General features: G+C 43.3%; 17 protein-coding genes and 1 pseudogene. 15 read left to right on the top strand and 3 right to left on the bottom strand.

Going from position 1 to position 26651, the window contains the following annotated elements:
- Window positions 1–17: 17 nt before the first annotated feature.
- The gene (locus HP552_RS28390) at window positions 18–599 is read left to right on the top strand and encodes a TetR/AcrR family transcriptional regulator (RefSeq protein WP_175398713.1); all 582 of its coding nucleotides are present in this window, start codon (window positions 18–20) and stop codon (window positions 597–599) included.
- Window positions 600–960: 361 nt separating this feature from the next.
- Here HP552_RS28390 and arr read toward each other — a convergent pair whose 3' ends face one another.
- From arr to HP552_RS28375, 3 genes are all read right to left on the bottom strand, one after another.
- The gene (gene arr, locus HP552_RS28385) at window positions 961–1377 is read right to left on the bottom strand and encodes an NAD(+)--rifampin ADP-ribosyltransferase (protein WP_175398712.1); all 417 of its coding nucleotides are present in this window, start codon (window positions 1375–1377) and stop codon (window positions 961–963) included.
- Window positions 1378–1814: 437 nt separating this feature from the next.
- Window positions 1815–2723 (bottom strand): alpha/beta fold hydrolase, encoded by a 909-nt coding sequence (locus tag HP552_RS28380; RefSeq protein ID WP_175398711.1) that lies wholly within the window; start codon window positions 2721–2723, stop codon window positions 1815–1817.
- 203 nt (window positions 2724–2926) lie between these two features.
- Window positions 2927–3535, bottom strand: a complete 609-nt coding sequence (locus HP552_RS28375) for a DUF2239 family protein (protein WP_175398710.1) — start codon at window positions 3533–3535, stop codon at window positions 2927–2929.
- Between the two features lie 723 nt (window positions 3536–4258).
- On the opposite strand from HP552_RS28375, the gene HP552_RS28370 reads away from it, so the two are divergent.
- The 14 genes and pseudogenes from HP552_RS28370 (at window position 4259) to HP552_RS28305 (ending at window position 26593) form a co-directional block, all read left to right on the top strand.
- Window positions 4259–4627 (top strand): VOC family protein, encoded by a 369-nt coding sequence (locus HP552_RS28370; RefSeq protein WP_175398709.1) that lies wholly within the window; start codon window positions 4259–4261, stop codon window positions 4625–4627.
- Between the two features lie 327 nt (window positions 4628–4954).
- Window positions 4955–6130, top strand: coding sequence for a sensor histidine kinase (locus tag HP552_RS28365; RefSeq protein ID WP_175398708.1), 1176 nt, complete (start codon window positions 4955–4957; stop codon window positions 6128–6130).
- Window positions 6117–6761 (top strand): response regulator transcription factor, encoded by a 645-nt coding sequence (locus HP552_RS28360; RefSeq protein ID WP_175398707.1) that lies wholly within the window; start codon window positions 6117–6119, stop codon window positions 6759–6761. The genes HP552_RS28365 and HP552_RS28360 overlap by 14 nt, the downstream gene beginning before the upstream one ends.
- A gap of 153 nt (window positions 6762–6914) precedes the next feature.
- Complete coding sequence (locus tag HP552_RS28355; protein WP_246311095.1) at window positions 6915–7802, top strand: CPBP family intramembrane glutamic endopeptidase; 888 nt, start codon at window positions 6915–6917, stop codon at window positions 7800–7802.
- 358 nt (window positions 7803–8160) lie between these two features.
- Window positions 8161–8451: pseudogene (locus HP552_RS28350) on the top strand (formylglycine-generating enzyme family protein); the annotation flags it as partial.
- A gap of 293 nt (window positions 8452–8744) precedes the next feature.
- The gene (locus HP552_RS28345; protein WP_053781115.1) at window positions 8745–9692 is read left to right on the top strand and encodes an ABC transporter permease; all 948 of its coding nucleotides are present in this window, start codon (window positions 8745–8747) and stop codon (window positions 9690–9692) included.
- Window positions 9693–9705: 13 nt separating this feature from the next.
- Window positions 9706–10575, top strand: a complete 870-nt coding sequence (locus HP552_RS28340; RefSeq protein ID WP_175398705.1) for a carbohydrate ABC transporter permease — start codon at window positions 9706–9708, stop codon at window positions 10573–10575.
- 69 nt (window positions 10576–10644) lie between these two features.
- The gene (locus HP552_RS28335) at window positions 10645–12231 is read left to right on the top strand and encodes an extracellular solute-binding protein (RefSeq protein ID WP_175398704.1); all 1587 of its coding nucleotides are present in this window, start codon (window positions 10645–10647) and stop codon (window positions 12229–12231) included.
- A gap of 94 nt (window positions 12232–12325) precedes the next feature.
- Window positions 12326–14068, top strand: coding sequence for a sensor histidine kinase (locus HP552_RS28330; RefSeq protein WP_175398703.1), 1743 nt, complete (start codon window positions 12326–12328; stop codon window positions 14066–14068).
- Complete coding sequence (locus HP552_RS28325) at window positions 14068–15687, top strand: response regulator (protein WP_217506576.1); 1620 nt, start codon at window positions 14068–14070, stop codon at window positions 15685–15687. The genes HP552_RS28330 and HP552_RS28325 overlap by 1 nt, the downstream gene beginning before the upstream one ends.
- A 99-nt stretch (window positions 15688–15786) precedes the next feature.
- The gene (locus tag HP552_RS28320; RefSeq protein ID WP_246311094.1) at window positions 15787–18003 is read left to right on the top strand and encodes an FAD-dependent oxidoreductase; all 2217 of its coding nucleotides are present in this window, start codon (window positions 15787–15789) and stop codon (window positions 18001–18003) included.
- A gap of 17 nt (window positions 18004–18020) precedes the next feature.
- Window positions 18021–19229 (top strand): SGNH/GDSL hydrolase family protein, encoded by a 1209-nt coding sequence (locus HP552_RS28315; RefSeq protein ID WP_175398700.1) that lies wholly within the window; start codon window positions 18021–18023, stop codon window positions 19227–19229.
- A gap of 258 nt (window positions 19230–19487) precedes the next feature.
- Window positions 19488–24551, top strand: a complete 5064-nt coding sequence (locus HP552_RS28310) for a golvesin C-terminal-like domain-containing protein (RefSeq protein WP_175398699.1) — start codon at window positions 19488–19490, stop codon at window positions 24549–24551.
- Window positions 24552–24853: 302 nt separating this feature from the next.
- Window positions 24854–26593 carry an ABC-F family ATP-binding cassette domain-containing protein gene (locus HP552_RS28305; protein ID WP_175398698.1) on the top strand — a complete coding sequence of 580 codons (1740 nt, stop codon included), beginning with the start codon at window positions 24854–24856 and terminating at the stop codon, window positions 26591–26593.
- The last annotated feature ends 58 nt before the right edge of the window (window positions 26594–26651 follow it).

Raw genomic sequence — 26651 nt, 5'->3', positions numbered from 1 at the left:
ATCAAAGGAGGATGAAATTGGGAAGAAGCAAAGAGTTTGATACGACAGAAGTATTGCATAAAGCTATGGAAGTATTCGGTCATTACGGCTATGAAGGAACCACACTTCCCCAGCTGCTGAAAGGACTAGGTATTGCCCGGCAAAGCTTATACGACACTTATGGTACGAAGAAAGACTTGTTTATCCTTGCGCTGAAGCATTACGTTAATGAGAAGAGTGACACAGTCATGAAGTACTTAGCGACCTCCGAATCTGCAAAGCAGGGGATAACTTATGTATTCCATGAAGCGGCAAAGGTATTAATGGATAAGAACCGGCAAAAGGAATGCTTTATTATTTTTTCTGCTATTGACCAGATGGCTCATGACATGGAGATCAGAGCTTTTATATTAAAAGATTTGAATACACTGGAAGAGGCCTTTTATGAAACTCTGGTTCGGGGCCAGGGGAATGGAGAGATCCCGATAGACCGAGACCTTCGAGCCTTGGCACGTTACTTGAATTTTGCAAGACACTCTTTAACTCAATTGGCGAAAATGACGAGTGACCCTAAGGTTATGGATGATTACGTCAAGGTAAGTTTATCTACCCTAGACTAATAATGAAGCGATCATTGCTTCATTATTATTTTTCAAAATTGTAGACTGAACAGTCCGGTATTATTGCTTTTCCTGCTTATTTTGAACCAAATGACTCTCTACAAAAGGCAGGTGGGGCAGAACTTGAGATGAATATTTCCGTGGTGTTCCTAGAACATGCTGCTATATAATCCCATAGCTTGTAGTAAGAATTACCTTGAAATGAAAAACCAAACCATATAAGTTGAATTAAAGGCTTTGATAAAGCTTGGCAAGGGGAGGTGAGAGATTGCCTCTAGATTTTTGCTCTAAAAAGAAAAAGGACGCTTAAAAGCGTCCTCTAAGTGAATAAGGACTTTCTTGAATCTGTTAAATTTGAAGGTTAATCATATATTACATTTTTTCCTTCTTCACTTAACTTTTTTAAAGATGTAATCATATGATTAATCTCTTCATCGGAGTGTCTTTCCCACGAAGCTAATTCAGCTATTATTTTAAGTGGTGATTTAGATCTGTATGAGCGTGTTGGATTTCCAGGAAACCTTTTATCAGTTAAGTTAGGATCATTTTCAAAATCCCCCAATGGTTCTACAATGTAGATTCTTTCTTTTGAATTAGATTTTGCTAATTCAGCACCCCATTTGGCAGCATTTAATGTAGCAGTAAAGTATATATGGTTAGATTTTTTTTCTTGGTAATTTGATAAGTATTGTGGTTCTAATAAATCGCCAATTTTCAGTTCTGCTTTTGTACCATGAAAAAAGGGACCTTTATCTAAGATAACTTTTTTGTCATCCATACGATACCACCTCTTCTTTTTTAGATTTGTATTTAGCAGTATAGTGTAGGAAGTACAAAAAAAACAGTCTATAAAAAAATATAAAATATCGGTATAATTTAAGTAGAGAGAATGAAATTGAGCGGAAATTACCTAGCATTACGTTTTAATTAGTATGCTGGTATTCTTTGGAGAAGAGCAGTTTTCGCTGTTCTTCCTTTTTTTTGTGTTTTTACCGATGGAACTCATGTGGCGAGATAAAAGCGGGTTAATATTAGTGTTCACTTCAATAATGTATTTTTTTTATCCGTGACCGGTTTTTTCTAGCCTAAGGTAAGAACTCAGTTTAATGCTAATAAGGTACACCTGGGTCGTATGCGAGAAGGGTGCAAATTGATCAACGCTTCGCCCTTGGGCTAACTCAATCCTATTGGGCGCCGCGGGAATCCGGGTGGTTACTATTCAGGAAGCACGTGTCGATTGCGACGAGCAGTTTGTTCTATGCTATCAGCGATTACTTTGTACAGTTGGTGCGGCAAGTCGTGTCCCATGCCCTTAACCAACATTAGTTCAGCACCCGGGATGGCAGAAGCCGTGTCCTCGCCACACGCCGGGTCGAACAGGGGATCGTCTATCCCATGAATGACAAGTGCTGGCACTTTTATGGTCCCCAGCCGCGGACGGCGGTCACCAGAGACAGCTATCGCAGCGATTTGTCGTCCGACACTGCCTGGATCGTAGGCTCGCTGGACTTCCTCCAGAATGAGCGCTCGATAAGCATTTTCTTCAAATGGATAGCCGGTGCCGGCAATGCGTTTGGCAAAAGAGATGCTGTGAGCCAAAAATCCTGCTTGATCCTCGAATGGGTTCGGCGCCGGTTTAGTCATCAACGCCATGACATCCGGGGGAGTTTGCGGAAGTGTAGGATTACCGGAACTAGACATAATAGAGGTGAGTGATAAAACCCGTTCAGGGTACTCACTGGCAGCAATCTGGGCGATCATTCCGCCCATCGATCTGCCAACGAAATGTGCCTGATCAATTGAAAGGGCGTCGAGGAGTCCGACAGCGTCGTTGGACATGTCATCAAGGGTGTAAGGAATGTCCGGTCGCTGTCCCGACATGATAGCAGTCGCCAGTGCTTCAAAATCCAGCGATTTATAATGACTAAAGTGTAACGAGCAACCTGCATCTCGATTGTCAAAGCGAATCACGCGAAAGCCTCGCGCTGCTAATATCCGACAAAACGGAATCGTCCATCGGATCATCTGAGTTCCAAGTCCGGAGATAAGGATAATTGCTTCGTCGTTTTCGTTACCGAAACTATCATAGGCCAAATCAACGCCGTTGACTTTCAGGATGTTCATAATTTATTTCTCTCCATTCAGTTATCGGTAGTTCTTTAATAAGCAGAAGGCGTGAATCTTCGACGGCTGCAGTCCGATGCCCGATACAGTGTTGTGATGACTCGATTTAATGAATAGATTTAAACTCTGTCATAGTCTGGTTCCATTCGTAGTTTCTTTTATTTCCAAATTTAGTTCTATATGTCTACACATACTCTCTTTTATTAGTCCCTTTCAGGGAATGCATTAGAGGCTAATTTTTTGATATAGTTTCTGATATCAGGTGTCCAATCATTGATGAAGTGGTAAAAACGATCCAAATCACCAGCATACAGTGCCCGCAGAGCTTCTTCATATTGTTGGAAGTTCCCAGCCATAGCTGTCATAAAATTATATGTTGCCTCTTGTGACTCTCGTATCCTACTCTGTTTTCCTCCAGAACGGCGAGCCTCACCAACGAGTTTTCGTAATGTTACCGATGCTCCTCCAGGTTGACTCTTTAGCCATTCCCAATCCCTTGGCAATAACGTAACCTCACCAGATACAACCCCCAGTTTAGGTCGACCAACCCGCCGTGTAGGCTGGTGATTCATTTCCTTATCAGACAAGTCACCAAATTGCTCTCCTAGTCGTAAGAGCGCGTCATCTGTCTTCCCACGAAAATCAACATCTATTTGTTTCCCCGTGGTATCGTCAAATATAAGCAGCTGTGTGAGGTCTCTGTCATCCATAGCATCCTTTACTGTAGAAACAACGTGATGTAACGTACCGCTAGCGACGACTCCCATACCCAAAAATGCCGTGTAGTAAACGCTCGTTTGATCATCTCTCATTCTGTACATCCTCCTTTTGAATACCTCAGTAATTTTACCCGGGTAGAAATGGAAAGTCAATATTACCCGGGTAAAATATAATTTTGTGTTTGTTATAGAGGGATAAATGCAAAGACGCGGCCTAAGAGAAACCGCACTGTTGAGGGCTAGTGTTTGCATGAAGTTGTACATGTGTGTTTTGTCGCAATTTCAGCTTACGAGCAAAGGTTAATTCATTACATCCTCGAATAAACAAGAATAATAAATGAAAATGCGTTAATCGACATGTGGCGAGACAAGAACATTTTCCCATTGAAGTTGCTATTATAGCGGCTTTTTTTATTTTATCGGTACAAATTCTTGTCTCAAGCAAGGACAAGAACTTGTACCGATTGTCCAAATGGGGCAGGGAACATAGTCCGATTACTCGAGTAAGAGAAGGAAATCGAGAAAATGAAAGAACGCTACTGACATACTGTTGGCAGGAGGGGCTTATATAATCAAGACATCCAAAGTGAGAGTGAGGTTATTAACATGACTCTATAATGAAACGAATGGCTCGAAGATGCTTATTTCGAGGCGATGGCGAATGACCTACGACAGAGTTATGAGTAGAGAGCCTGGCATTTGAGACAAAATTTCTAGACACAAATAGTACGTTGTAGTCATGCCGTCTGGTCACAAAGTGCTTCCATTGCCATGTGCAGTGAACAACCCCATATAACAAAGGAGGACATTAACATTATGTCAGCAATTGGACCCGACTTCATTTCACTTCAAGTAAGTAATCTTGAAAGCTCTGCAGAATTCTATCAAAACTATCTTGGACTGATTCGCTCCCAGGCAGGTCCACCTCATGCTGTAGTCTTTGAAACAAAGCCTATTGCATTTGCTCTTCATGACCGGTTGCCTGAAACAAAACTCGGTACAGGTACTCAGCCTGGACTTGGTGTCGCTCTCTGGCTTCATGCCCCTAATACGCAAGAAATTCACGACAAGCTAAGTGCAGCAGGCGTAAAGATTACATCTTCACCAATAGATGGACCATTCGGTCGAACTTTTACATTTGCCGACCCAGACGGTTACCTAGTCACCCTACACAGTAAAGCCTAATACGAAAGTGTATCTAGCTTAACAATTGTGATAACTTCTTCTGTGACAGTGAGCCAAATGTTATACAACATTAAGACCTTATTCCTAAAAGTTGTTTTCTCCCCATACGGTAGACAGGTGAATAATATCCCCTGTTACAGTGAGGGGAGTTTTTTTCATATTGACGAAATGTCAAGCTATCAGCAGCACTTTTTCCTGGTTATACTACTTTGTTTAATCAACAGGTTCACGAACATATGCGTCTTTAATGAAACAAACTAACCAAAAGTGATACACTAGATTCATAGGTACTGATGTTTTTAATGAAAAACAGTGTAGGATGATGACATGAGGAAGATATTATCTTTTATGGATTGGGGTATTTTTGCTCTTCGTTTATACCATTACATTTTGCTGTTATCACGGCTATTTACAGAAAGTGACCTGTCGAATCAAACATGGTTAAATGTCATTTGGCTAATGGTAGCGCTTATCGTTCCTTTGGTATTCTGGTTTCCTCAACGGCGGATGAACAAGGTCTGGTTTTGTATCGCGGAGCTATTGCTGGGAGGTTCTTATTATGTGAACTCTGTCATCCATCCGGAACTGACTTCCAAAGCAGACTATCTGCTGCCGAGTCTAACAATGGGGTACTTATTGACCAAGCAGACACTCTGGATCATTCCCGCAATTCTATTCATTCCTTTTATCTTCCAGTCTTATTTAAAGTTACCTTGGGAACAAGCCTTTAGTAGCGGGACAGATAATGTGTTATTCTGCTTCATTGGCATATGGGCAAGCTTCGTAGCCAAAGCGTATTACCAGAAAAATGAACTTGTGGTCGAAGTAGAGCAGCAAAATAAGCTGTTAACCCTCTACGCAGCTGAAATTGAGAAAATGACTCTGCTTGAAGAGCGCAATCGTATGTCCAAGGAACTTCATGATACCCTGGGGCATACCTTTATTTCAATCATTATGAGTCTTGATGCTTCCATCGCTCTTATGGATCGTAAGCCTGCCGAGGTTAAGGAACGGTTAATTCGCTTAAGAGCATTGGCTGAACAAAATCTGGACGAAATGAGAAGTATTGTTCATGAGATTGGAGAAGAAGAGGAGTCGAGTCTTGTACGGCAAGTTGAGGCTCATGTCGCCAATTTTCGGGAACATACAGGAATTCTCCTGACGTTAAATGTACTAGGAACAGAGCAGCGCACGCATTTTGAAGTACGGCAGGCGATCCTGCGGGTCATCCAGGAGTCTATTACGAACGCACTAAAACACGGAAAAGCGTCTCAACTGTATCTGGAGCTTCAATTTTCCGAATTCGTTCTGCACTTGGTTGTTCGAAATAATGGGAAACCGATTGACAAATTGGAATATGGCTTCGGGTTGACTACGATGAAACATCGAGTGGAGCGGCTGGGGGGCAGCCTGTTTGTATCATCAGAGGTGGGAGCTGAAACGATTACTGAAGTCAGATGTGAAATTCCCCTCAAAGGAGTGGGGCTACATGGGGAAAATTAGAGTATTACTTGCGGATGATCAGGAATTAATTTTGGAGAGCCTACATATCGTGCTGTCCATGGAAGATGATATCGAAATCGTTGGTTTAGCTAAAAATGGGGAAGAAGCAGTCCAAGGCTGCTATCAGTTTCAGCCCGATATGGTATTGATGGATATCAATATGCCAGTCATGAATGGCGTTGAAGCAACAGCTCTGATCAAAGAGCGAATGCCTATCATCAAAGTCATGATGCTGACCTCCTATCAGGAAGTGGAATATGTCATGGCGGCATTAAGCCATGGAGCAGAAGGTTATCTTCTCAAGGCCATCCATCCCAGGGACCTAGCTGCAGGCATACGGGTGGTTCATGCGGGCGGGACGTTAATTTCGCAGGAGATGGCGAGTAAAATGATCAAAAGAATGAATACGGGATCTGCTATTAAAAATAATGAATACCGGCTTAGTAGCCGTGAAATTGAAATACTGCAAAAGCTGGCTTCAGGCATGCGTAATCAAGATATTGCAGAGGCTTTGTTTCTTAGTGAAGGCACGATCAAGAATTACATTTCAACGATTTACTCAAAGCTTAATGTTAAGGGAAGACAAGAAGCAGCCCGTAAAGCCAGAGAGTCGGGAATCATGAATGACTAAGACAACATACTAAAAGCCGGTAATTTTTATAGTTGCCGGCTTCTTAGCCGTTTAGTCACATGACTTTATCATGACCAAAGCGCACTGTCACTTTATGACTTTTTCAGCCTATACTCAAAACTATCATCAAGCGTAGAGGGGCTGAGTCAAGACATGAAGAACAGATCTGCACGTAAAGAACATTCGCAGATGGATGAGAAATTAAGCAAATGGAGTTTATTTTGGCGCTTTCCAATCATCTGGATGATAGCGGGGGCTATCGGCATAATTCTTGTGGATGCGTTCATCCGGCCGCTAGTAGAGCAATCACACGGCTTGGTTTCTCTTCTGTGGACATTAACGTTGGGCTTTCTGGCCATCATGGTGTATATGCTCACCATGAAATATATAGCCCGTCGGTCCATTCCTGAGTTATCAAGAAAGGGCGCAGGGGTTGAAGCTGTTATGGGAGCACTAACCGGGCTTATCTTTATTGCCTTATCCACTATTATTATTATCTCATTGGGAGGTTACACCTTTCAATGGGCGAATGGTGTGGATACGGGTACTGTTCTAATCGTTTCTATTAAAGCAGCTTTAGGCGCAGCCATTGTCGAGGAACTTATCTTTCGTGGACTAATGTTTCAAGCTATCAATAAATGGATGGGAAACTGGGCCGGGCTCGCTGTCACTTCTCTATTCTTTGGAATAGCCCATCTTGGGAATACAGGAGCAACATTATGGAGCGCGTTCGCCTTAACATTAGAAGCGGGTATGCTTCTCGGAGCCGCGTATTTGTGGAGACGAAACCTGTGGTTTGTCATGGGGCTGCATTTTTCCTGGAATGCACTTGAAGGTTTGCTTGGCATTCCTGTTTCTGGACACAGTTCAGTCGGTCTGTTTATTGTAAAAGTGAACGGCCCTTCACTACTTACTGGAGGGGATTTTGGACTTGAGGGGTCTATGGTTCCGGTTATTATCAGCCTTCTGATTACCATTCCCATGCTGTATGGTGCTATTCGCAATCGCAACCACTATGGTATGAAGCTCCCCGAGAACTGAAAGAAATTATGTTTAAAACAAATGATGTAAAGGGGAGTGGTTTTCCCAGCGTATGTTTTTCGATATCTCTTCAGCTGTAGCGTTCCGATAAACGATTTGGTGACGGATGCGTAATCGAAGTATGCTAGGAAAATAATGAAGTTAAAAATGATTTTTAGAGACCGTTGATCAATGATCGACGGTTTTATGATGTTTGAAAAGTTGAAGGAAAACGGACCAAAAGAGAGCTTTTTACAACAGTTTTAAAAATCTCATAAGGTAAGGGCGAACCCCGCTAAATTAATTAAAATAAAACTATAGCATGTTCGGAGGGAGAAGTTCTTATGGAGGACGTTAAAGCGCAGACCCCTTGGTGGCAGTAGGAACAGCTCCAGTGGATGAATATGAGCCGAACGGATACGGGATTTATAATATGGCGGGCAATGTATGGGAATGGTGTGTGGATGTGTTTAATCCATATTATCATCAGCAAACGCCTAATATTAACCCTCTAGGAAATAGAGGAGGTCATATGCGATCCATGAGAGGTGGTTCCTATTTGTGCCATGATTCTTATTGTAACCGATACCGAGTAGCCGTCCGCAATAAGAATACACCAGACAGTTCTTCTGGTAATGTCGGTTTTCGCTGCGCAGCAAATCAAATTTAATGGGATGGCTTGTACCGATTGCCGCAATGGATAAGAACATCTTTCGGTTACCCGATTAGATGGATATCTAAATAAAACCATGAATCTTAGCTTTTCTTTTTTTACGGTTGAATTGATTTTTGCAATACTGGGTTCTTGATGTCCTAATCATTCTGAAATAGATAATAAATCAACCTTTACCTTCGTAGTAAAGCCCACTTGCTAAATATCTTATAAGAAATTCTTGAAATTTCAGAAATTTATCCGATAGGGGGGTGCTAATATACAAATACAAACAAAGACGAGGTGATGATATGCAAGTGAAATTGGCAGCGGACGCCATTCCCCTCTCCAAAAAGCGGAAGTCATGGATAAGGACGATCCAAAAATATAAAGTGATGTATGCTCTCTTATTACCAGCTTTAATTTACTTTGCCGTATTCAAATACATTCCTATGGCGGGAATATTGATTGCTTTTAAAAACTACAACCTGGCTTTGGGCGTATGGGATAGCCCATGGGTGGGATTCAAAAATTTTACGGATTTTATGAACGGCGTTTATTTCTGGGACATCATGAAAAATACGATTGTTATATCGCTGTATAAGCTATTGTTCGGTTTCTCCGCTCCCATCTTACTTGCTTTACTCCTCAATGAAGTTCATACCCAATGGTTTAAGAAAATCGTACAAACCATTACTTATTTACCTCACTTTCTGTCTTGGGTCATTGTATACGGATTGATGGTAGCCTTATTAGCCCCAGGCGATGGCCTTTTTAATATGATTTTGAAGGAAAGTGGTTTTCAGCCCATCTCATTTCTTACGGAGCCTGCTTGGGGGAGACTGCTGGTCATCGCTTCTGAAATATGGAAGGACATTGGATGGGGAGCGATACTGTACCTCGCCGCATTAGCAGGTATTGATCCAAGCTTATATGAGGCGGCTCGAATGGATGGCGCTTCCAAATGGAGACAGCTCTGGCATATCACGTTACCCGGCATTCGAGGAGTCATTATTCTGATGCTGATCCTTAAATTAAGCCATATTCTGGATGCTGGCTTTGACCAAATATTCATGTTTGCCAACACCTTTAACCAGGAGAAGATCGACATTATCGACACATGGGTATACCGTGAAGGGTTGGAGCGTCTGAAGATTGGCTTGGCTACTGCTGTAGGATTGTTTAAAGCTGTCATCGGATTTGGTTTAGTTTTGGCAGCAAATAAGCTCGCCAAAAAATTCGATGGGCAAATTTGGTGAGGTGGTTTTTAAAATGATCCATTTGACAATCGGGGAAAAAGTCTGGCAATCCGTCGTTTATGTTATTCTTATTTTTTTATCCCTACTTTGCTTATTACCCTTTTTATATGTGATTGCCGTCTCCGTGACGCCGGAATCGGAAGTGTTAAGAAGAGGAATTGTGATTATACCAGAATCTTTTACCTTTCTGGCCTATAAAGAAGTATTCGTTTCTCATGGGATCTGGCAGGCGTATAAAATTACGTTGTTTCGAACGATCATAGGTACGGCGTTAAATGTGTTTTTTACGGTCATCGCAGCGTACCCGTTATCCAAGAAATATTTGCCGGGACGCAGTCCGTTTTTACTATTCATTGTGTTTACCATGATGTTCAGTGGGGGGTTAATTCCGACTTATCTACTAATTCGCTCTCTGGGGTTGCTAAACAGTCCGTGGGTATTGATTATTCCAAATCTTATTAGTGCATTTAATCTGGTGATCATTAAAGGCTTTTTCGAGCAATTGCCTGGTGAAATCGAGGAATCAGCGAGGGTTGACGGTGCAAGTGAACTACAATCGTTATGGCGGATCATTTTACCACTGTCTTTGCCCGTCATTTCCACCATTTCTTTATTTTACGCAGTGGGGCATTGGAACAGTTATTTTGATGCTATTGTTTATATCAATGATTCCAACTTGATGCCGCTTCAAGTCGTCTTACGCAACATCCTGCTTAACGTCGCAACACAAAGTGCTGAATCGCTTGCCAATTCCGGAACGGTAAGTACATTCGCTGTGCAGATGGCTACAGTTGTCGTGACTACGATCCCGATTTTGATCGTTTACCCATTTTTGCAAAAGCATTTTACCAAAGGTGTACTCCTGGGATCCGTTAAAGGGTAAGAGGTGTTCCAAACTAACTGAGTTATTACGGGGAAACCGTGATAATATACAAGCAAAGGAGAGGTCAATATGCAGCGTAAAAAGATTTCATTTGCTATTCTGTCGGTAATCTTGGGACTGGGAACGTTATTGTCGGGATGTGGGGGAAATGAAGAAGTTACATCGACAACTTCGGGTAATTCGCAAGGACAGTCTGGTCAGTTTGAAAGCAAAATGAAAATTTCGATGTTTAACCAAGGTACGTTCAATGCTGCTGCTCCGATCCCTCCACGTGATGAAGATATTCAACGCCAAATGTTGGAAAAGGAGATGAACATCGACTTGGATATGGTGATTCCTCAAGCTGGGCAGGCAACAACCAAATTGAATACGCTCATTGCAGGCGGAGATATTCCAGATTTGATCTTCTTGAAGAGTCGTGCTGATCTCGCGCAATATTATGACCAAGGTGTTCTTGCAGATTTGACACCGTATCTGGATCAATTCCCTGAATTACAGAAACGGTTTGGCAGCGACTCCTGGGAGGCAATGTCCTATCAAGGAAAAACGATTGGAGTTCCAGGTTATGATAATGTAAACGGTATCAGTAGAAGCTTTTTCATTCGGAATGATTGGCTGAAAAAGCTGAATCTGAAAGTACCAACGACACCGGATGAGCTGTTCGAAGTTATGAAAGCCTTTACAGAAAAAGATCCAGACGGTAATGGCAAAAACGATACGTACGGATTCATCGGCGGTATGAATAAAGAAGGCAATCTGCAAACCTACGGCTTCGATAGCTTGATGTGGATGTTCGGCGTCAATCCTCCTTCGGCCATTGAAGTGAAAGATAATGAACCGATATTCCTGTTTATCGATCCCAAAATGAAAGAGGCGCTTGCTTACATTAATAAAATGATGACAGCCAAAGTGGTAGACCCAGACTGGGTGACGATGAATTCGCCTGATTTGTTGGATCAAAAGATGTTTAAGGGGAAAGTTGGCTTCATGATCAGAGATGCTCGCAGGCTGGAGCCGGATTATCAGCAAAAAATGAAAGAAATTAGTGGCGAAGTGCCGGAATGGATCGTTATTCCTCCGATGAAAGGTCCTTATGGTGATCAAATTGTAGAGAGAAAATCGTTCCAAGGCAATTCATGGGCCATATCCGCGAAAGCGGATAAGGACAAAATCATTCGGATCTTGTCCATGCTGAATTATCTCTTTACGGACGAAGAAGCCTATCCGAACTTTGCATACGGAATTAAAGGGATTCATTGGGATGTGGTGGACGGCAAGATCAAAAATAAAACCTCCGAATTATCGAAGGAAATGAAAGAGAAGTACCTGTGGGTCGATCATTATAGAATGCCGCGCCGTGGTGATGATGCGGAGTACTTCAGCTTCCAGAATCCGAAGACAGCGGAAGCTTTCAAGAACAACCAGCAATACGTGGGGCCAACGCTGCCCGGAAATTTATTGACTCCAGACCCCAGCGATACCCTGGATGCTGACCGCCAACGCTTCATTAATGAAAGCTTGGTTAAATTTATGACGGGCAAAGAGCCGCTCTCCAACTGGGACAATTTCCTCCAGACGCTGGATACCAAGTTTGACATGCAGAAATATAAGGAAACAGCAATCCAGCAATTTAAAGAAGCCGGCCTTATCAAGTAAAATAAATAAACGAAGAGAGAGGCTATTCGTAGCTCCTCTCTTTATTAGCATATGCTATTCTTAGTTTAAAACGGAACTAAAAGGAAGATGATCGATGCAAAGAAGAATCAGCTTGCCTTTAAAATTATTTTTGATCGTGTTTGCATTTGTACTAGGCTGCATCATCTTGATCAGCCAATTGTCTTATCGCTACGTCCAAAAGGAAATAAGAACCAATGATATTTTTTACACTAACCAAATCCTTGACAAGGTAGACCAGTATTTCACCGTTAATTTTTCCTCCTTCCAGACGATTCTCTTCTCAGTCGAAACATCAGTGAAAGCCAACATTAACAATACCGAAGTGATTAAAAAGCAATTAAGAGAACTGTATGAACTCAACAGTAATTACGTCAGTAATATTTATTTGATCAAAAGTGATTTATCCATTCTGGGCGGAAGTATCGCTACCCGAATATTCGATGAACCTTTACCTGAAAGAGAACCTTTATTTGATGCGGCTGACAAGAACAGAAGGACGACCTTTGTGAGTGAACCTTACAAATCGAAGTACTCCGGCTGGACCGTTACGATGGTTCGATATCTGAACGGCGCTCCGTTTCCTATGGCCATTGCGGTTGACTTGGATCTAAATGCCATTGAAGAAACGTTGTTCAAGATTAATAAACAGGAACAAATGAATCTGGCACTGATCACCGCGTCAGGTAAAATCATTGCCGGATTTTCTGAAAATAAAGGACCACTGAATATTCAAGATCATACGTTTTCAATCGGGGAAACGTCAGCGGAACAAATTTTGAATACGACAGAAACAAGTCTTCAACTGCATACCAAGGATGGCATGCCGGTCTCTCTTCTGAAAAAACCAACGGAGAAATTTAACTGGACTCTAATCTCAATCAACGATGAATCACGTTTGAAAGCAGCTTTGTCCAGATTGGAAACCTATTATATTGAGCTTCTAGCTGCTGGTTTTCTCTTAAGTTTGTTCATTTCTTTTTTTATTGCCAAATATATAAGGAATCCGCTCTATGCGCTCAAAACTAAAATGAAAAGGGTGGAACAAGGCAACCTCACAACGACAATAACGATTAACCGAAACGATGAGTTTGGAGATCTTTCACGAGCATTCGATCGGATGCTGCAGCAAATAGTGGAACTGATTCGGCGAGTTGAACTTCATAATGAACTTGAACGGAAGTTGGAGATCCAGGTGCTGCAGTCTCAGATTAACCCTCATTTTCTGTATAACACACTTGGTTCGATCAGCAACGTTATACGTCTCGGACAAATAGAGAAAGTAGATGTGGTGATCGGATCGCTCATTTCATTATTGGAATACGGGATAGACGACGCTTCAGAGAAGGTTTCCTTACGTCAGGAATTAAGCAATGTAGCGGATTATATCGAGATCCAGAACATTCGGTATAACCGTAACTTTCACTTGATTGAACATATCGAAGCAGGGTTAATGGATTTCCCTGTTTTTCGAATGCTGCTGCAGCCTCTTGTGGAGAATAGCATCTTCCATGGTTATAACGGAGGGGGAATTGAGGGACCTATTACGATTCATGCGTACAGGGAAGACGGTATCGTCATCATAGAAGTTGTTGATCAAGGTGAGGGAATTCCAGCTGATCGAATAAAGCATGTTTTAAGAACAGAACCGAGTGAAGAGGAAGTGAAAAGGAAAAGAATCGGGCTGAATAATATTCATGGTCGAATAAGACTTCACTACGGAGATCAATTCGGACTGCAGATCATTAGCATACCTAAGGAAATAACCCGTATACGCGCCTTATTCCCGACAGATTCGCAAAAAGGAGATGCATCGTGATGAGAGACTATACCTGCTTCATTGTTGACGATGAAGACCTGATCATTCAAAGATTGGAATTGTTTTTTAATGAGCTCTCTCATAGAGATAAGCGATTTGTTCTAGTCGGAAAAGCGAATAATGGACTGAATGGAATCGAGGAGATTTTAAAACTTAAACCGGATATCGTCATTTCTGATATCGTTATGCCGCGAATGGATGGAATCTCCATGATTGAGCAGCTCAAGACGGAGCTCCCCCATACCCAATACGTCCTTTTGACCGCTTATTCATCCTTTGAATACGCCCAGCGTGCTATTCAAGCCAACGTATTGGAGTACATTGTAAAGGTTCCGCTGAGAGAAGCGGATTTGGACCGAGCTTTGAATAAGGCAGCCGGGATTTTAAATGAGTTGAAGAAAAAAGAAGCGGAGTTTCAATCGTTAAACGTATCCGTGCTTGAAAATAAATATAGAGTCCGCAAGCAATTTTTTAACGAGCTGATCCGAGGCGAAATCCCCTCTCATCGTGCATCAGATTTTGCCAACCGCATGCAATTTCATTTCTTTCAAGCGAGCTATTGCTGCTTCATTGTTGAAATGAATACATATGGGAGTTTCCGAAACGAATACTCCGCCGCTGATCAAAACATTTTGAAATACGCGATGACGAATATCATCGAAGAAACGGTGATGAATGGGGGCAGCGGCGTAGCTGCGGATTTGTCCGATCATCGTTTTATTGGCTTTCTATCCTGGGAAAACAACCGCAGTGATATGGAGACGGAATATGCTTGTCAATCCTTGGGAGGACAGATCGTCTCTTATTTGCATCAATATTTGAATCAAAGGGTATCCGTCGCTTTTGGAGGGCCACACCGAGGCTGGGAATCGATCAAACAAGCGTACACGGAAGCTAATCATGTGAGTGACGATTTTTATTACCATACAGAGAAAGTCGTAAAAACACCCATGCATCGGTTCCAATACCATAATGACAAAAAAGCTGACTTTCAACAGAAACTGACTGAGTTTCTGATGTATGTGAAAAGGAAGATTTCCAAAGAAGATCTGGAGAAGGCACTCGCCGATCTGAACCAATTTGTTACGGACCATAAAATCCACAAGTCCATCATGGTGCCGATGATTAGAGACTTGTACAGAGACATTACCGTGAAGTTTAAATCGGGGAACAAGCTGTACACGGAAGCAGCCGAATTCCCCATGGAATTTATGGCGTTTCAGGAACAGCTCGCCTATATTGGCGACTTCACATTCGAATACGTACACGCGGGTCAGCTCTTACATCGTGCAGAAATTATGAGTGCCATGCATTTTATAGAGAACAACCTGAAACAGCGTTTAACGCTGGAGGCTATTGCCGAGGAAGTAAATTTAGCACCATCGTATTTTAGCAGCTTATTCAAAAAAACAATGAACGAAGGCGTGATCAGCTACATCAACCGTAAAAAAATCCAATTAGCCCTCGAGCTGTTAAATGCCCGGGATTATTCTTTGTTGGAATTGTGCGAGGAAGTAGGCATCGTCAATGAAGGCTACTTTTGCAAACTGTTTAAAGAACATACGGGGGATACGCCTAAGCAATACCGGATAAAAATGACACGGTACGAATCCAAATAAGGATGCAAAAAATGTATGATTTTTTCGCGAAATCCTGTAAAAAAAAGGGGCCCAAAACCATTACCATGATAGGAGCATCTAATCATGGAGGTTAACAAAATGGAGCTTATACAAGCAGATGTAACCGTCGTAGGCGGAGGTATTGCCGGGATATGCGCTGCCATTGCTGCCGCACGCCAAGGGCTGCAGGTTTCACTTATTAATGATCGGCCGGTCCTTGGGGGAAATGCGAGCAGCGAGGTCAGGGTTCATATCAACGGGTCGGCATATCTCGGAAACAGTCCATCCTACTATGCTCGCGAGGGTGGGTTGGTAGAAGAACTCAAGCTGAAGATCTTTCATTATAATCCGTTATACAACAAGAAACTTATGCTATCGCTTTCGGATACCGTCTTGCTCGACATGGTTTATGATGAACCTAACATTTCTCTATTCCTGAATACATGTGTGCATGAAACGGGCATGCAGAACGGCAGAATTCAATGGGTAGAGGGTCTTCAATTAGCTTCGGAAAGAAAATTTCGCTTTGAAAGCCCGACCTACATTGATTGCTCCGGCGATGGAATTGTTGGATACCAAGCAGGTGCTCACTTCCGATGGGGGAGAGAGGCGAAGCATGAATACAAGGAGGAGCTCGCTCCAGAAGTGGCGGATCATTACACCATGGGCGATACGATTCTGTTTCAAGCCCGTGACGTAAACTATCCCGTTCCTTACAAAAGGCCTGGCTTTGCGTATGACATTACGAAGTTGGCCTTTTTCGATAGTATCCGAAATGGCTTAAACCATCGGTCTTTTCCAAGGAAAATCAATGGGCTTGGCGGATTGTGGTGGCTGGAATACGGTGGACATATGGATATTATCAAGAATAATGAAGACATCGCATTGGAACTGCGGAAATTGGTGTACGGGATATGGGATTATATCAAGAATAGCGGCGAGTTTGATGATGTAGACAATCTTATTCTGGATTATGTATGCCCGATTCCGGGAAAGCGCGAGTCGAGACGGTTTATAGGGGAACACATGCTGTCTCAGAACGATCTTACAGCAAAGCCTCATTTTGAAGATGCTGTATCCGTCGGTGGCTGGTACATGGATCTGCATGCAAATAAAGGCATCTACGATGAAGGGCCGGCCACTGCGTGGAATTTTGTGCCGGGATTGTATAATATCCCTTTCCGCAGTTTATTTTCACGTAATATTCCTAATCTCATGTTCGCTGGCCGCAATATAAGCGCCACCCATGTGGCTTTCGGATCTACAAGGGTCATGGCAACCTGTGGTTGTATGGGGCAGGCGGTAGGGACGGCTGCTGCGTTGTGCGTAAAATATGAGGCAGACCCTGCGGCCATCGTCAAAGCCCATATGGGTGAGCTTCAGGCACAGCTGCTTCGAGACGGGCAAACGATTGTAGGGCTTCAGGAGCCGTTGGATCCTTATTTCGCTGACGGATTAACGATTCGTGCCTCGTCCCAGCGAAGCTATGAACATCTTTACCCAACCGAAGAGATCTCCTTGGAGAAAGCGTTATGTTTGGTCCTGCCGATTCAGACATCCGTGGCTGAAAGCGTGCAGATCAAAATTAAAAATAGATACGGGCATGCGGAAACGTTACAAGTGAAGCTGTTTGGCGGTGAGCGAAAGGAAAACTATATTCCTACCAGCGAACTGAAACACTATCGCTTGCAAATTCCAGCGGGATACTATGACTGGATTACGCTGGACCTAAGCTGCAAGAAGCCGGCTGATGACAAAATCTACATCGTATTGGAAGGTACGGCGAGCCTTGCCGTATACGGCAATGAAGAGACAATAACAGGGGCGGTCAGCTTTTATTATAGGCCAGAAGTGCCGTCCAGGTTAAAAAAGCTTAATAAGAGCATTTGCTTCAAAGAGCTGTTGCCTTCTCAAAATATGTATAATCCCGAGAATGTTGTTAACGGCTTCTCCAGACCTTATGGTCTGCCGAACAGCTGGATTTCTAAACGTACGGAAGGACAGGAATGGTTGGAATTTGGTTTTGCAAGCCCCAGAAATCTGGATGAACTCCATCTTGTTTTTAATTCACAGCTGAACTTGGAGCATTTCGATGATCCGATCGAGCCACTGATCCAAGATTATGATGTGACCTTAACCTTGGAAGACGGAACCGAGAGTAAAATTCATATCCGTGGGAATTATCTTTCGTTGAACAAACATCAGGTACACGCAAACGGTGTAACCCGAGTTCGGATTCATTTCTTCTCAACGTATGGTTCGCCTTATTATGAAGTGTTTGCTGTAAAATTTTTTGCTCCTAAAAACGCTAAGTGAGGTCAGGTGAATTCGCGATGAAGGAATTTTTCCCTCGAAGAGGGCTGCCTAATGTCATTACAAAGTTGGAAAATGGAGAAACCGTAACCATCGTCTATTTCGGCGGCAGTAATACACGTTCTGAAGGATACAGGGTCATGACGGCAGATTGGCTGCGAGGGCAATACCCCCATGCGGATATCCACGCTGTGAATGCAGGCATTGATGGGACAGGATCGGACCTGGGCTGCGCCCGATTGGAGATAGATGTCCTGCGTCATCAGCCTGATCTCGTTTTCGTTGAATTTGTTGGAAACGATGGGGGAGTTCCCGAATCGAAGGCACGGATCGAAGGCATTGTCCGGCAGATCCGCAAGCACAGCCGGTTTACCGATATCCTGTTTGTGTATACGGTTAAGGAGCGGGATTTAACCTTATTTCAATCCGGCCAATACCAGAAGGGAGCTCGTATGCAGGAGGAAGTCGCCAACTATTACGGCATTCCTTCGATTCATCTGGGCGTAGCCGTCAGTCAATTGGTTTCGGATGGAAAGCTTATATTTACCTCAAAGTCAGATGTATCCATTCCTGGTGCCGTTATTTTTACACATGATTCGATCCATCCAACGATCCCCGAAGGACATCAGATTTACACAGATACAATCACCCGCTCGTTTGAGAAAATGAGTGAACTTCGAGATCATGTGGGAAAGGTCGAACATCACTTGCCGCAGGACCCTTTGGTCCCGGCCAATCCTTGGGAGTATGCAACCATGCTGCCACTGGATCGTCTTAGTCATTTTTCGGCTGGATGGTCTTACATGACTCCCGATGATTTTGCCTTAGTAAGCCAGTATGATTGGTTGTTCCCCGGCCTATGGCGAGCAGTTGATCCCGGAGAGACGGTCACAGTGGAGTTTGAGGGAACACACATCGGCTTATTTGATATCGGGGGGCCGGATTCTGGCAGATTGATGGTGTCGGTAGATGGAGGGGAACCCTTTCTTATTGATCGATTCACACCCTATAACGATCATAATCGAAATCAATATGTTTTATTGCCGGAGCTACCCAATGGGAAACATACAGTTCGCTTCGAGATCGATCACGAGAAAACTGACAAAGCGGCCGTGTTTGAGGCAAGTGGCAATAAACGAAGTATGGAACATATTAGGCAGCATCCAGCTTGGTATGATCAAACGGTCATTCAGCTTGGGAAGCTGCTATTGGTGCAGCCACCATTATAATTGATTGTTACACTTGGAAGACCTACATCTTATCTGACTGCAATTTGGCAATCAAATTAGGATGCAGGTTTCTTTTTTTGCTTAAAATCGTATAAGAAATGCTTAAAATGATAGAAATTTCACAGTGATGTGCCATGCTATGATACAAACGACAGAGCAAGACTTGCCAGAAGGATAAAACTGTTCTTTTAGGATCATGCGAGCAAAGGGCACTATTATTTTGGAGGCGTTATCATTACAAGAGAGGCTGTGAGTTGTATGGTCAAAAGGAAGCTGTTTTTCTTCATCGTTTTCATGTTGACGATAGGAGTTCCTTTCAGCCTGATCGGAATAAGGACCGCTTATGCGGAGACCTTACCTTATCAGACGATTATCATCGATGACGGGAGTATCACGATCAATGATGTTGTGACACCTGATGCGGTTAACGAGAACAATGGATATTCGGCTCCAAATTGGACCACAAGCACAGGGGTAAAGGGGTATGATCATTCCAGCTCCGCATATACGAGTACTGTGGGCAAAACAATAACATGGAATCCACGTTTGGAAGCAGGAACGGCGAAAATATCGTTTTATAAGCTGGATTGGGCGGATAAGGCAGATAGTAATGTGAAAATTGAAATTGTTCATAATGGAACAACGGATGTAGTCTTTATGGATCTGAGACCTTCAGTTGACGCTCCAGCGGGATGGGTTGATTTGGGAGAGTACTATTTTTCCGGAGTTGGTGAAGAATTCGTTCGATTGACTCGGTCTACCAGCACGACGAACACGATCCTTACGCGCGCTGATGCGGTCAAGTTCGAAGGGAATATAAGGCAGAAAGAGCCACATAAGACGATCATCATTGATGATGGGAGCCTCACGATTGATCATGTCGTCACGGTTGATTCCGGCAACGCTAATAACGGATTTTCCGCTCCTTATTGGAGCACAAGTGCGGGAGTGAAGGGTTACAATAATTCCAGCTCCAAATATACAGACGCCGTAAATAGAAGCATCACATGGAATCCACGCCTGGAAGCAGGGACGGCGAGAATATCGTTCTATAAGCTGGATTGGGCGGATAAAGCAGATAGTAATGTGAAGATTGAGATTGTTCATAACGGGATTACGGATGTGAAGTTTATGGACCTTAGACCTTCGTCAGGTCCATCGGTCGGATGGGTTGATTTGGGGGAGTATGAGTTCAGTGGTGATGATAGCGAATTTGTCAGGCTGACTCGAACCCAACCTACTACGGGTACAATTATTACTCGGGCTGATGCAGTCAAGTTCGAAGGAAATATCCGGCAGCAGGCACCGCCGTTGCCCCCGCTGCGGAGCCGCACATTAACCAATCTCAGTTACACGGAAAAAGGCAGCATCGAAAATGATAACTATAAAGCGACCTTCTATGAGGCAGCATGGGATGGAGGCAAATCCATCGTTCGTGACATGTTCTACAAGAACACGGAGACGGGAAACTGGACGCCCATCAATAATGTTTCGGAAAGACTTGAGGAGCAATGGGTTTTATTGGATGGGAATGCGGGCAGTCGAACCAATTACTACGATACGATGAACAAACGCTGGATTACATTTGACGGGATCACTTTTCCCGACAACCACACGGCGGTATTAACAGATTCCTCGCATGAGAGTGATTACGATTTTGAAGTGAACTGGTCCATGGCAGGGGATAAACCAGATGTTTCCTATGCTTTTACACCTCGCCGCGACGGCAACTATGTGATTGGATATCAGTCCTTCACAACAGAGGTAGTCTCCGGCATCAATGAAGTGTTAAATGGATTCAGGTCGCATGCCAAAATGGTAGGTACCGTAGAATCAACAAGTTTGAGGGAACTGAGCGCTCCGATGAGTCTGGTTGAGAAGAATGATGGTTCAGGGAATCCGTTGACGTATGGGGTATTTGTACCTTCGACAGAGCTTCCGGTTGAGTTTGAACCGACGGGAGGCGTTACAAAACAACGGCTCGGCATGAGCCTTGTCAACAACGAAGGCAGCGTGCAGCCCATCCTGTATGCGCCTCAATTAGGGACTTATTCGCAAATGACCGCAGAAAGCACTTATCAATTTCATATGGGGCTAATCGTTCAAAAAAGCAATCTGTATGAGTCCTACGTGGATATTCTTCGCAATGAGTACGGTTATTCAGCATACCGCGAAAATGTGTCCCATCAGTCGCTTACTGACGCAATGTTCAATATGATCGATCTGCTTAAGATTGAGCCGCAAGGGGACGACTCTGTTGATTATGTGCCTTCACCCAGCGGGTGGTGGAGCCGTGCCAAGGGCTTTATTGATATCGAAAACGAGGATAGCGTTCGAACAAGCTCGAATGCGGTTCTTTTGGGAGCTTACTATTTAACGGGGGATGACCAGCTATACGATACGAGAGCACTGCCGTCCGTCCAGTATGGCGTATCGCGAAATGGTATCGGTTGGTCGCCGACGCAGAAGAAAGTATATGGCGTACCTTCGTTATGGAAAATGGCTACACTGCCATTCGATGTTTCAAGCGTAGCCGCTGTCAACCAGATGATGGGCACCTCGGCAGGAATTGGAGCGCTGGCACAGGAAGAGTACCTCGTGCGAGATCCTGACCAGAAAGATCGGGGCCCTGTCATTCAGCCTCTGATGATGTATCGGATGACGGGAGAAGCGCAGTATTTGCAGGCTGCCAAGGATGCAGCCGATAGTTATATCTTGCAACATATCGATACGCCCTCATCCGTCGATGTGAGTAAAAATGAGTTCATTTATTATTATAGCAAGCTCTGGATGGAGATTTTGGAACTATATGAGGAAACTCAGGATCCCAAATACTTGAATGCTGCCTATAAGGAAGCCAAACGGTATGCAACCATGTTTGTTGCTCGTCCAGTTCCTGAAGGTAACGTTACGATTCCTCAGCCGGAGACATATAATTACGCGGAGTCGTTCCATTGGCCGGAAAGTGGTAAATTTCAATATCCTAGACTCAAGCTTCCAGAAGATATCGCCGGAGGGGTTCAAGCGGAGCGTTGGCTAGTTTCACCGAACGGATTGACGTTTGAAGCAGGCAGTACAACCGGCTATTATCGGATGAATGCTCAGGAAGCTCCTTTCATGCTGAGATTGTCGCTCTATACAGGGGATAAACTGCTGCAGGATATTGCTCATAATGCGGTGATTGGACGATATTCCAGTTATCCAGGTTATTACTATAAAGGCTTCGCCGTTAGCCAACTTGAACCGGATTTTCCTCTGGAAGGCCCTAGCGGTGCAACATCCATCTATTATCACCATATACCGGGGCAGCTCGGGCAAACGATGGATTATTTGATCAGCGAACAATCATTGAAATCGAACGGGAGCATTGCATTTCCTTCCGTATTTGAAACGAATTTTTTATGGTTCAAATATCATCTCTATGGGAATAAACCAGATCAATTTTATGGTAATTCCGACGTTTGGCTTTGGATGCCCAAGGGGATTATTAAGACCAATCATCCTCAATTGAATTGGATAACGGGTGAGAGCGGCGATAAATTCTACATCGGATTAAGTAACGCATCTTCAGATGAAGTTCAGACTCCAATTGAATTGAATGAACAAATTATTGGGTTCAACCCGGCACAGGATTACACCGTAACGATCATCCGCGACAATGGTACACCAGAACAAGCAGTTATGAGTGGTGGAATTATTCAAGCCACGGTTTCAGGCAAGGGCATCACCGCGATCATTGTAGAGGGACTCGATATTGATGTGCCGCTGCATCAGGTCAGAACGGCAGAACCATCGGATGCAAGCTATTTCTTTGATACCCACAGTCCAATTGATGCGGTTAAAGGCATGCTGATCGTTAAGCCTGACGAAACGGTCTATGATGCTTATGTGCAGGCCAAAACGACAAAACCAGCGACAATCCACTATTCATTGGATGGTGGGGCTACGTATACAACCATCCCAGATACGATATACCCGATGGAATGGTCGATACGAGTGGATGATTTATCCCAAACTTTCACGTATTACGTGGAATCGGAGGGGAAACAGACCCGCAAGCGGACACTTTATCTGCCTGATCAGGTAACGGAAACTCCAGTCCAGCCCGACTGGCAGGAGAGTTCATCCATCATTATGGATAATACGGAAGCGGAGACAGAGGGCGTCTGGATAAGGGATACCACGGCGAACGACTATTACTACGATAACTATGTGTATGCCAAATCTACGACTGGCACAGCGACAAGCAAAATGAGATGGCGGCCTGATCTCCCGGAAAGCGTAACTTATAGTGTGTATTACAAGCTTCCGCAAATCACCGCTGCGAGTGAAAATTGGGCAACGAATACCTCATTTACCGTTCATTATAGCGGAGGCTCCGATACGGTTACTGTTGATGCGACAACGGCGAATGGAACTTGGGTGCACCTAGGGGATTATCCTTTTGCTGCAGGCGATAGCGGGTACGTGGAACTAACCAATAAGGCCAACAAGTCCAGAGTCGTTGCCGATGCAATCATGTGGGTGGACCCAAACAGGATACCGCAATTGGAGTCTGCTGTGATCCTGTCCGATCGGAACGAACTGCAGATGACTCAAACCGCGCAACTGAGCGTAACCGGTTATTTGGATAACGGTTTGATCGGTGATCTAACCCAGGCCAATGTGCAGTATTACGTAGATCGTACGGATCTGGCTGAAGTGGACAGCAGCGGATTGTTGACTCTTCTGCATCTCGATGGGGCAACGGATCACATTGAGGTGTGGGCAACTGTAACGATGGACGGAGTGACCTTAACAACGCCGCCTTTGAACATCACGATTAAGGACCTAACAGTTATCGTGGACAGTACAAATACAACCGGGTTATACACCACAGAAGGGTCTTGGAGCCAAAGCAATTTAGCCGGATACAAGATTGGGGTTAAGTCCCGTTACTCTACAGTTCAAGGCTCATCAGCAACGTGGAAAGGCGAGTTTCCAGAGGGGAAATATACCGTCTCCATCTACAAGCTCGTCCATACGACGGCAAACGATAACAATGTCAAAGTGGAAGTGAAGCATAAGACGGGTACCGAGGTCACCTATATCGATGCAACGGTCGGCCCATCGGGTTGGGTTGATCTAGGGACGTTCGACTTTACGGGGGACGGCAGTGAGTATGTTCGGTTAACCAGAGTTACTCCTACAACGGTGGACCCGCCAACGCTTCCTGCCGATATGATCTATACGAGGGTTGACGCAGTGAAGTTCGAACGGCATTCCGATGATTCGGAGCTGCTTGCAAATGAGGAGCCAGATCTACCGACACTTTCCGAATGACCTGGCATTTATCAATATCCCGGTGAATATATGAATGGAAGTGGAACAGCGGTAAGTGATGTTATACAAATTTTTGTCAAATTTACCCTAAGAGCTGAGTGGATGAGAACGATCCATTCGGCTTTTTTGTAGAGTGTCGAGGGACTAAACATGCTCCCATTACCGATTAAGCATTAATTCGAAGTGAGGGTAAGGGCTACAAATGGATTGTACTTGGTGGTAAACAGTGTTACTCTAAAAGTCTATGTTCGACAATACATTTAATAATAGTCACCATTTTAGTTATAAAGAAAGGTAACACTATGATAAAAGTTGAAAACTTATCCTTCTCATTTCCACAAAAGGAACTGTATAAAAACATTTCATTTACGTTTGAAGAGGCACAACATTGCGCTTTTATCGGAACAAGTGGCAGTGGGAAAAGTACACTGATCGATATCCTGATGGATCCGGAAAGATATTTGTTCGAGGGCAAGTTAGAGATAGACCCGGATTGCAGAATCGGGCATGTGAGTCAGTTCTCGCAAGTTGATAAAACCAAAGAAATGACCGTTTTTGAATATATCGGAGAAGAATTTATCAAGATACAAGATGAAATCACAGCGATGTATGCTGAAATGGAAACCACGTCGGATATGGATGCGCTGCTGGAAAAGGTTCAATTGTCTTTAGACGCATTCGATTCGATGGACGGAGATAATTTTGAAAACACCATTAATAAGCAGCTAAATCTGGCAAACCTCATGAAGCTAAGAGATCTTAACGTATCCTCCTTAAGCGGCGGGGAATTCAAACTCATTCAAGTGATGAAGGAAATGCTAAGTCGTCCGGACCTGATGATTATGGACGAACCTGATGTATTTTTAGACTTTGAAAACCTAAATGCGCTAAAAAATCTTATTAATTCCCACAAGGGAATGCTGCTGGTTGTTACGCACAACCGATATCTATTAAATCATTGTTTCAACAAGATTATACACCTCGAAAACACGGAGATCCAAGAGTTTGACGGGCGATATATTGATTATAACTTCTCATTACTTCAGACTAAAATTGAGTTGCAAGAAATTACAGTCGCTGAAGCTGAAGAAATTGAGAGAAACGAGAACATCGTTCATAATCTTAGAGCTATCGCAACTTATAACGCAGAAGCAGCTAGAGGTAGAGCGTTAAAGGCTAGAGTAAAGTTTACAGAAAGATTGGAAGCACGTAGAATTAAGGAGCCATTTGTTGATATTAAGCAACCAAATATTAGTTTTGGTATGGATAATGAAATTGAAGACACCACTGTTGTACGTGTCAACAATTATAGCGTTGCCTTTGATGAGTTGCTTTTAGACAATGTTAACTTTGAGATGAAATCTGCAGATAAAGTAGCCATTATCGGTTCAAACGGTACCGGGAAAACGACTTTACTCCGAGAAGTCTTTAAAAATAGTCATGATTCAATTGAAATAAATGCTGATGTTAAAGTGGCCTATTTATCTCAGCTTCAAGGCGAAATGCTAACGGATTCCAATACAATACTAGATGAATTCATCGATGCCGGATTTAAAACGTATGATGAGATTAGATCGTATATTTCAAACTATGGCTTTGAAGGAGAAATCCTTAACCAAAAGATAGGTTCTTTATCTGGTGGAGAAAAAAACATGCTTCAATTGGCTAAAGTTTCTGCCAGTAAAGCAAACGTATTACTTCTGGATGAACCGACAAGCCATTTAGACACCTATACACAAATAGCACTTGAGAAAGCCATTGAAGACTATAAAGGTGCAATTCTTATGATTTCTCATGATTTCTATTCTGTTGTAAATGGTATGGATTATGTTTTAATCATTGACGATAAGACGATTAGAAAAATGAGTATGCAAGAATTTAGAGAGATGATTTATGCGAGTCATTTTAATAAAGACTATTTGGAAACGGAACAAAAGAAAAAATCAGTTGAAATGAAAATAGAATTGGCTTTGAAAGATACTAATTTTGAACTTGCAAAAGTTTTGGTTGATGAGCTAGAAGCGCTAATAAAGTTGCTTTAAATGAAAGGGCTAAAGTGAATTAGTCTGAGATCAACGATGAAACATGATGTTGGTGGAA

Origin of the sequence: Paenibacillus xylanilyticus (assembly GCF_013359935.1) — a bacterium.
In the GTDB taxonomy this organism is placed as follows: domain Bacteria; phylum Bacillota; class Bacilli; order Paenibacillales; family Paenibacillaceae; genus Paenibacillus; species Paenibacillus xylanilyticus.
This window is presented reverse-complemented; position numbering and strand designations above follow the sequence as displayed.

Bases quoted from the DNA above. Each gene is read 5' to 3' on its own strand.
- HP552_RS28315 (WP_175398700.1), top strand. From the start codon at position 18,021: ATGAAGGAATTTTTCCCTCGAAGAGGGCTGCCTAATGTCATTACAAAG.
- HP552_RS28375 (WP_175398710.1), bottom strand. From the start codon at position 3,535: ATGAGAGATGATCAAACGAGCGTTTACTACACGGCATTTTTGGGTATG.
- arr (WP_175398712.1), bottom strand. From the start codon at position 1,377: ATGGATGACAAAAAAGTTATCTTAGATAAAGGTCCCTTTTTTCATGGT.
- HP552_RS28365 (WP_175398708.1), top strand. From the start codon at position 4,955: ATGAGGAAGATATTATCTTTTATGGATTGGGGTATTTTTGCTCTTCGT.
- HP552_RS28360 (WP_175398707.1), top strand. From the start codon at position 6,117: ATGGGGAAAATTAGAGTATTACTTGCGGATGATCAGGAATTAATTTTG.
- HP552_RS28310 (WP_175398699.1), top strand. From the start codon at position 19,488: ATGGTCAAAAGGAAGCTGTTTTTCTTCATCGTTTTCATGTTGACGATA.
- HP552_RS28335 (WP_175398704.1), top strand. From the start codon at position 10,645: ATGCAGCGTAAAAAGATTTCATTTGCTATTCTGTCGGTAATCTTGGGA.
- HP552_RS28325 (WP_217506576.1), top strand. From the start codon at position 14,068: ATGAGAGACTATACCTGCTTCATTGTTGACGATGAAGACCTGATCATT.
- HP552_RS28330 (WP_175398703.1), top strand. From the start codon at position 12,326: ATGCAAAGAAGAATCAGCTTGCCTTTAAAATTATTTTTGATCGTGTTT.
- HP552_RS28355 (WP_246311095.1), top strand. From the start codon at position 6,915: ATGAAGAACAGATCTGCACGTAAAGAACATTCGCAGATGGATGAGAAA.
- HP552_RS28305 (WP_175398698.1), top strand. From the start codon at position 24,854: ATGATAAAAGTTGAAAACTTATCCTTCTCATTTCCACAAAAGGAACTG.
- HP552_RS28340 (WP_175398705.1), top strand. From the start codon at position 9,706: ATGATCCATTTGACAATCGGGGAAAAAGTCTGGCAATCCGTCGTTTAT.
- HP552_RS28345 (WP_053781115.1), top strand. From the start codon at position 8,745: ATGCAAGTGAAATTGGCAGCGGACGCCATTCCCCTCTCCAAAAAGCGG.
- HP552_RS28320 (WP_246311094.1), top strand. From the start codon at position 15,787: ATGGAGCTTATACAAGCAGATGTAACCGTCGTAGGCGGAGGTATTGCC.
- HP552_RS28370 (WP_175398709.1), top strand. From the start codon at position 4,259: ATGTCAGCAATTGGACCCGACTTCATTTCACTTCAAGTAAGTAATCTT.
- HP552_RS28380 (WP_175398711.1), bottom strand. From the start codon at position 2,723: ATGAACATCCTGAAAGTCAACGGCGTTGATTTGGCCTATGATAGTTTC.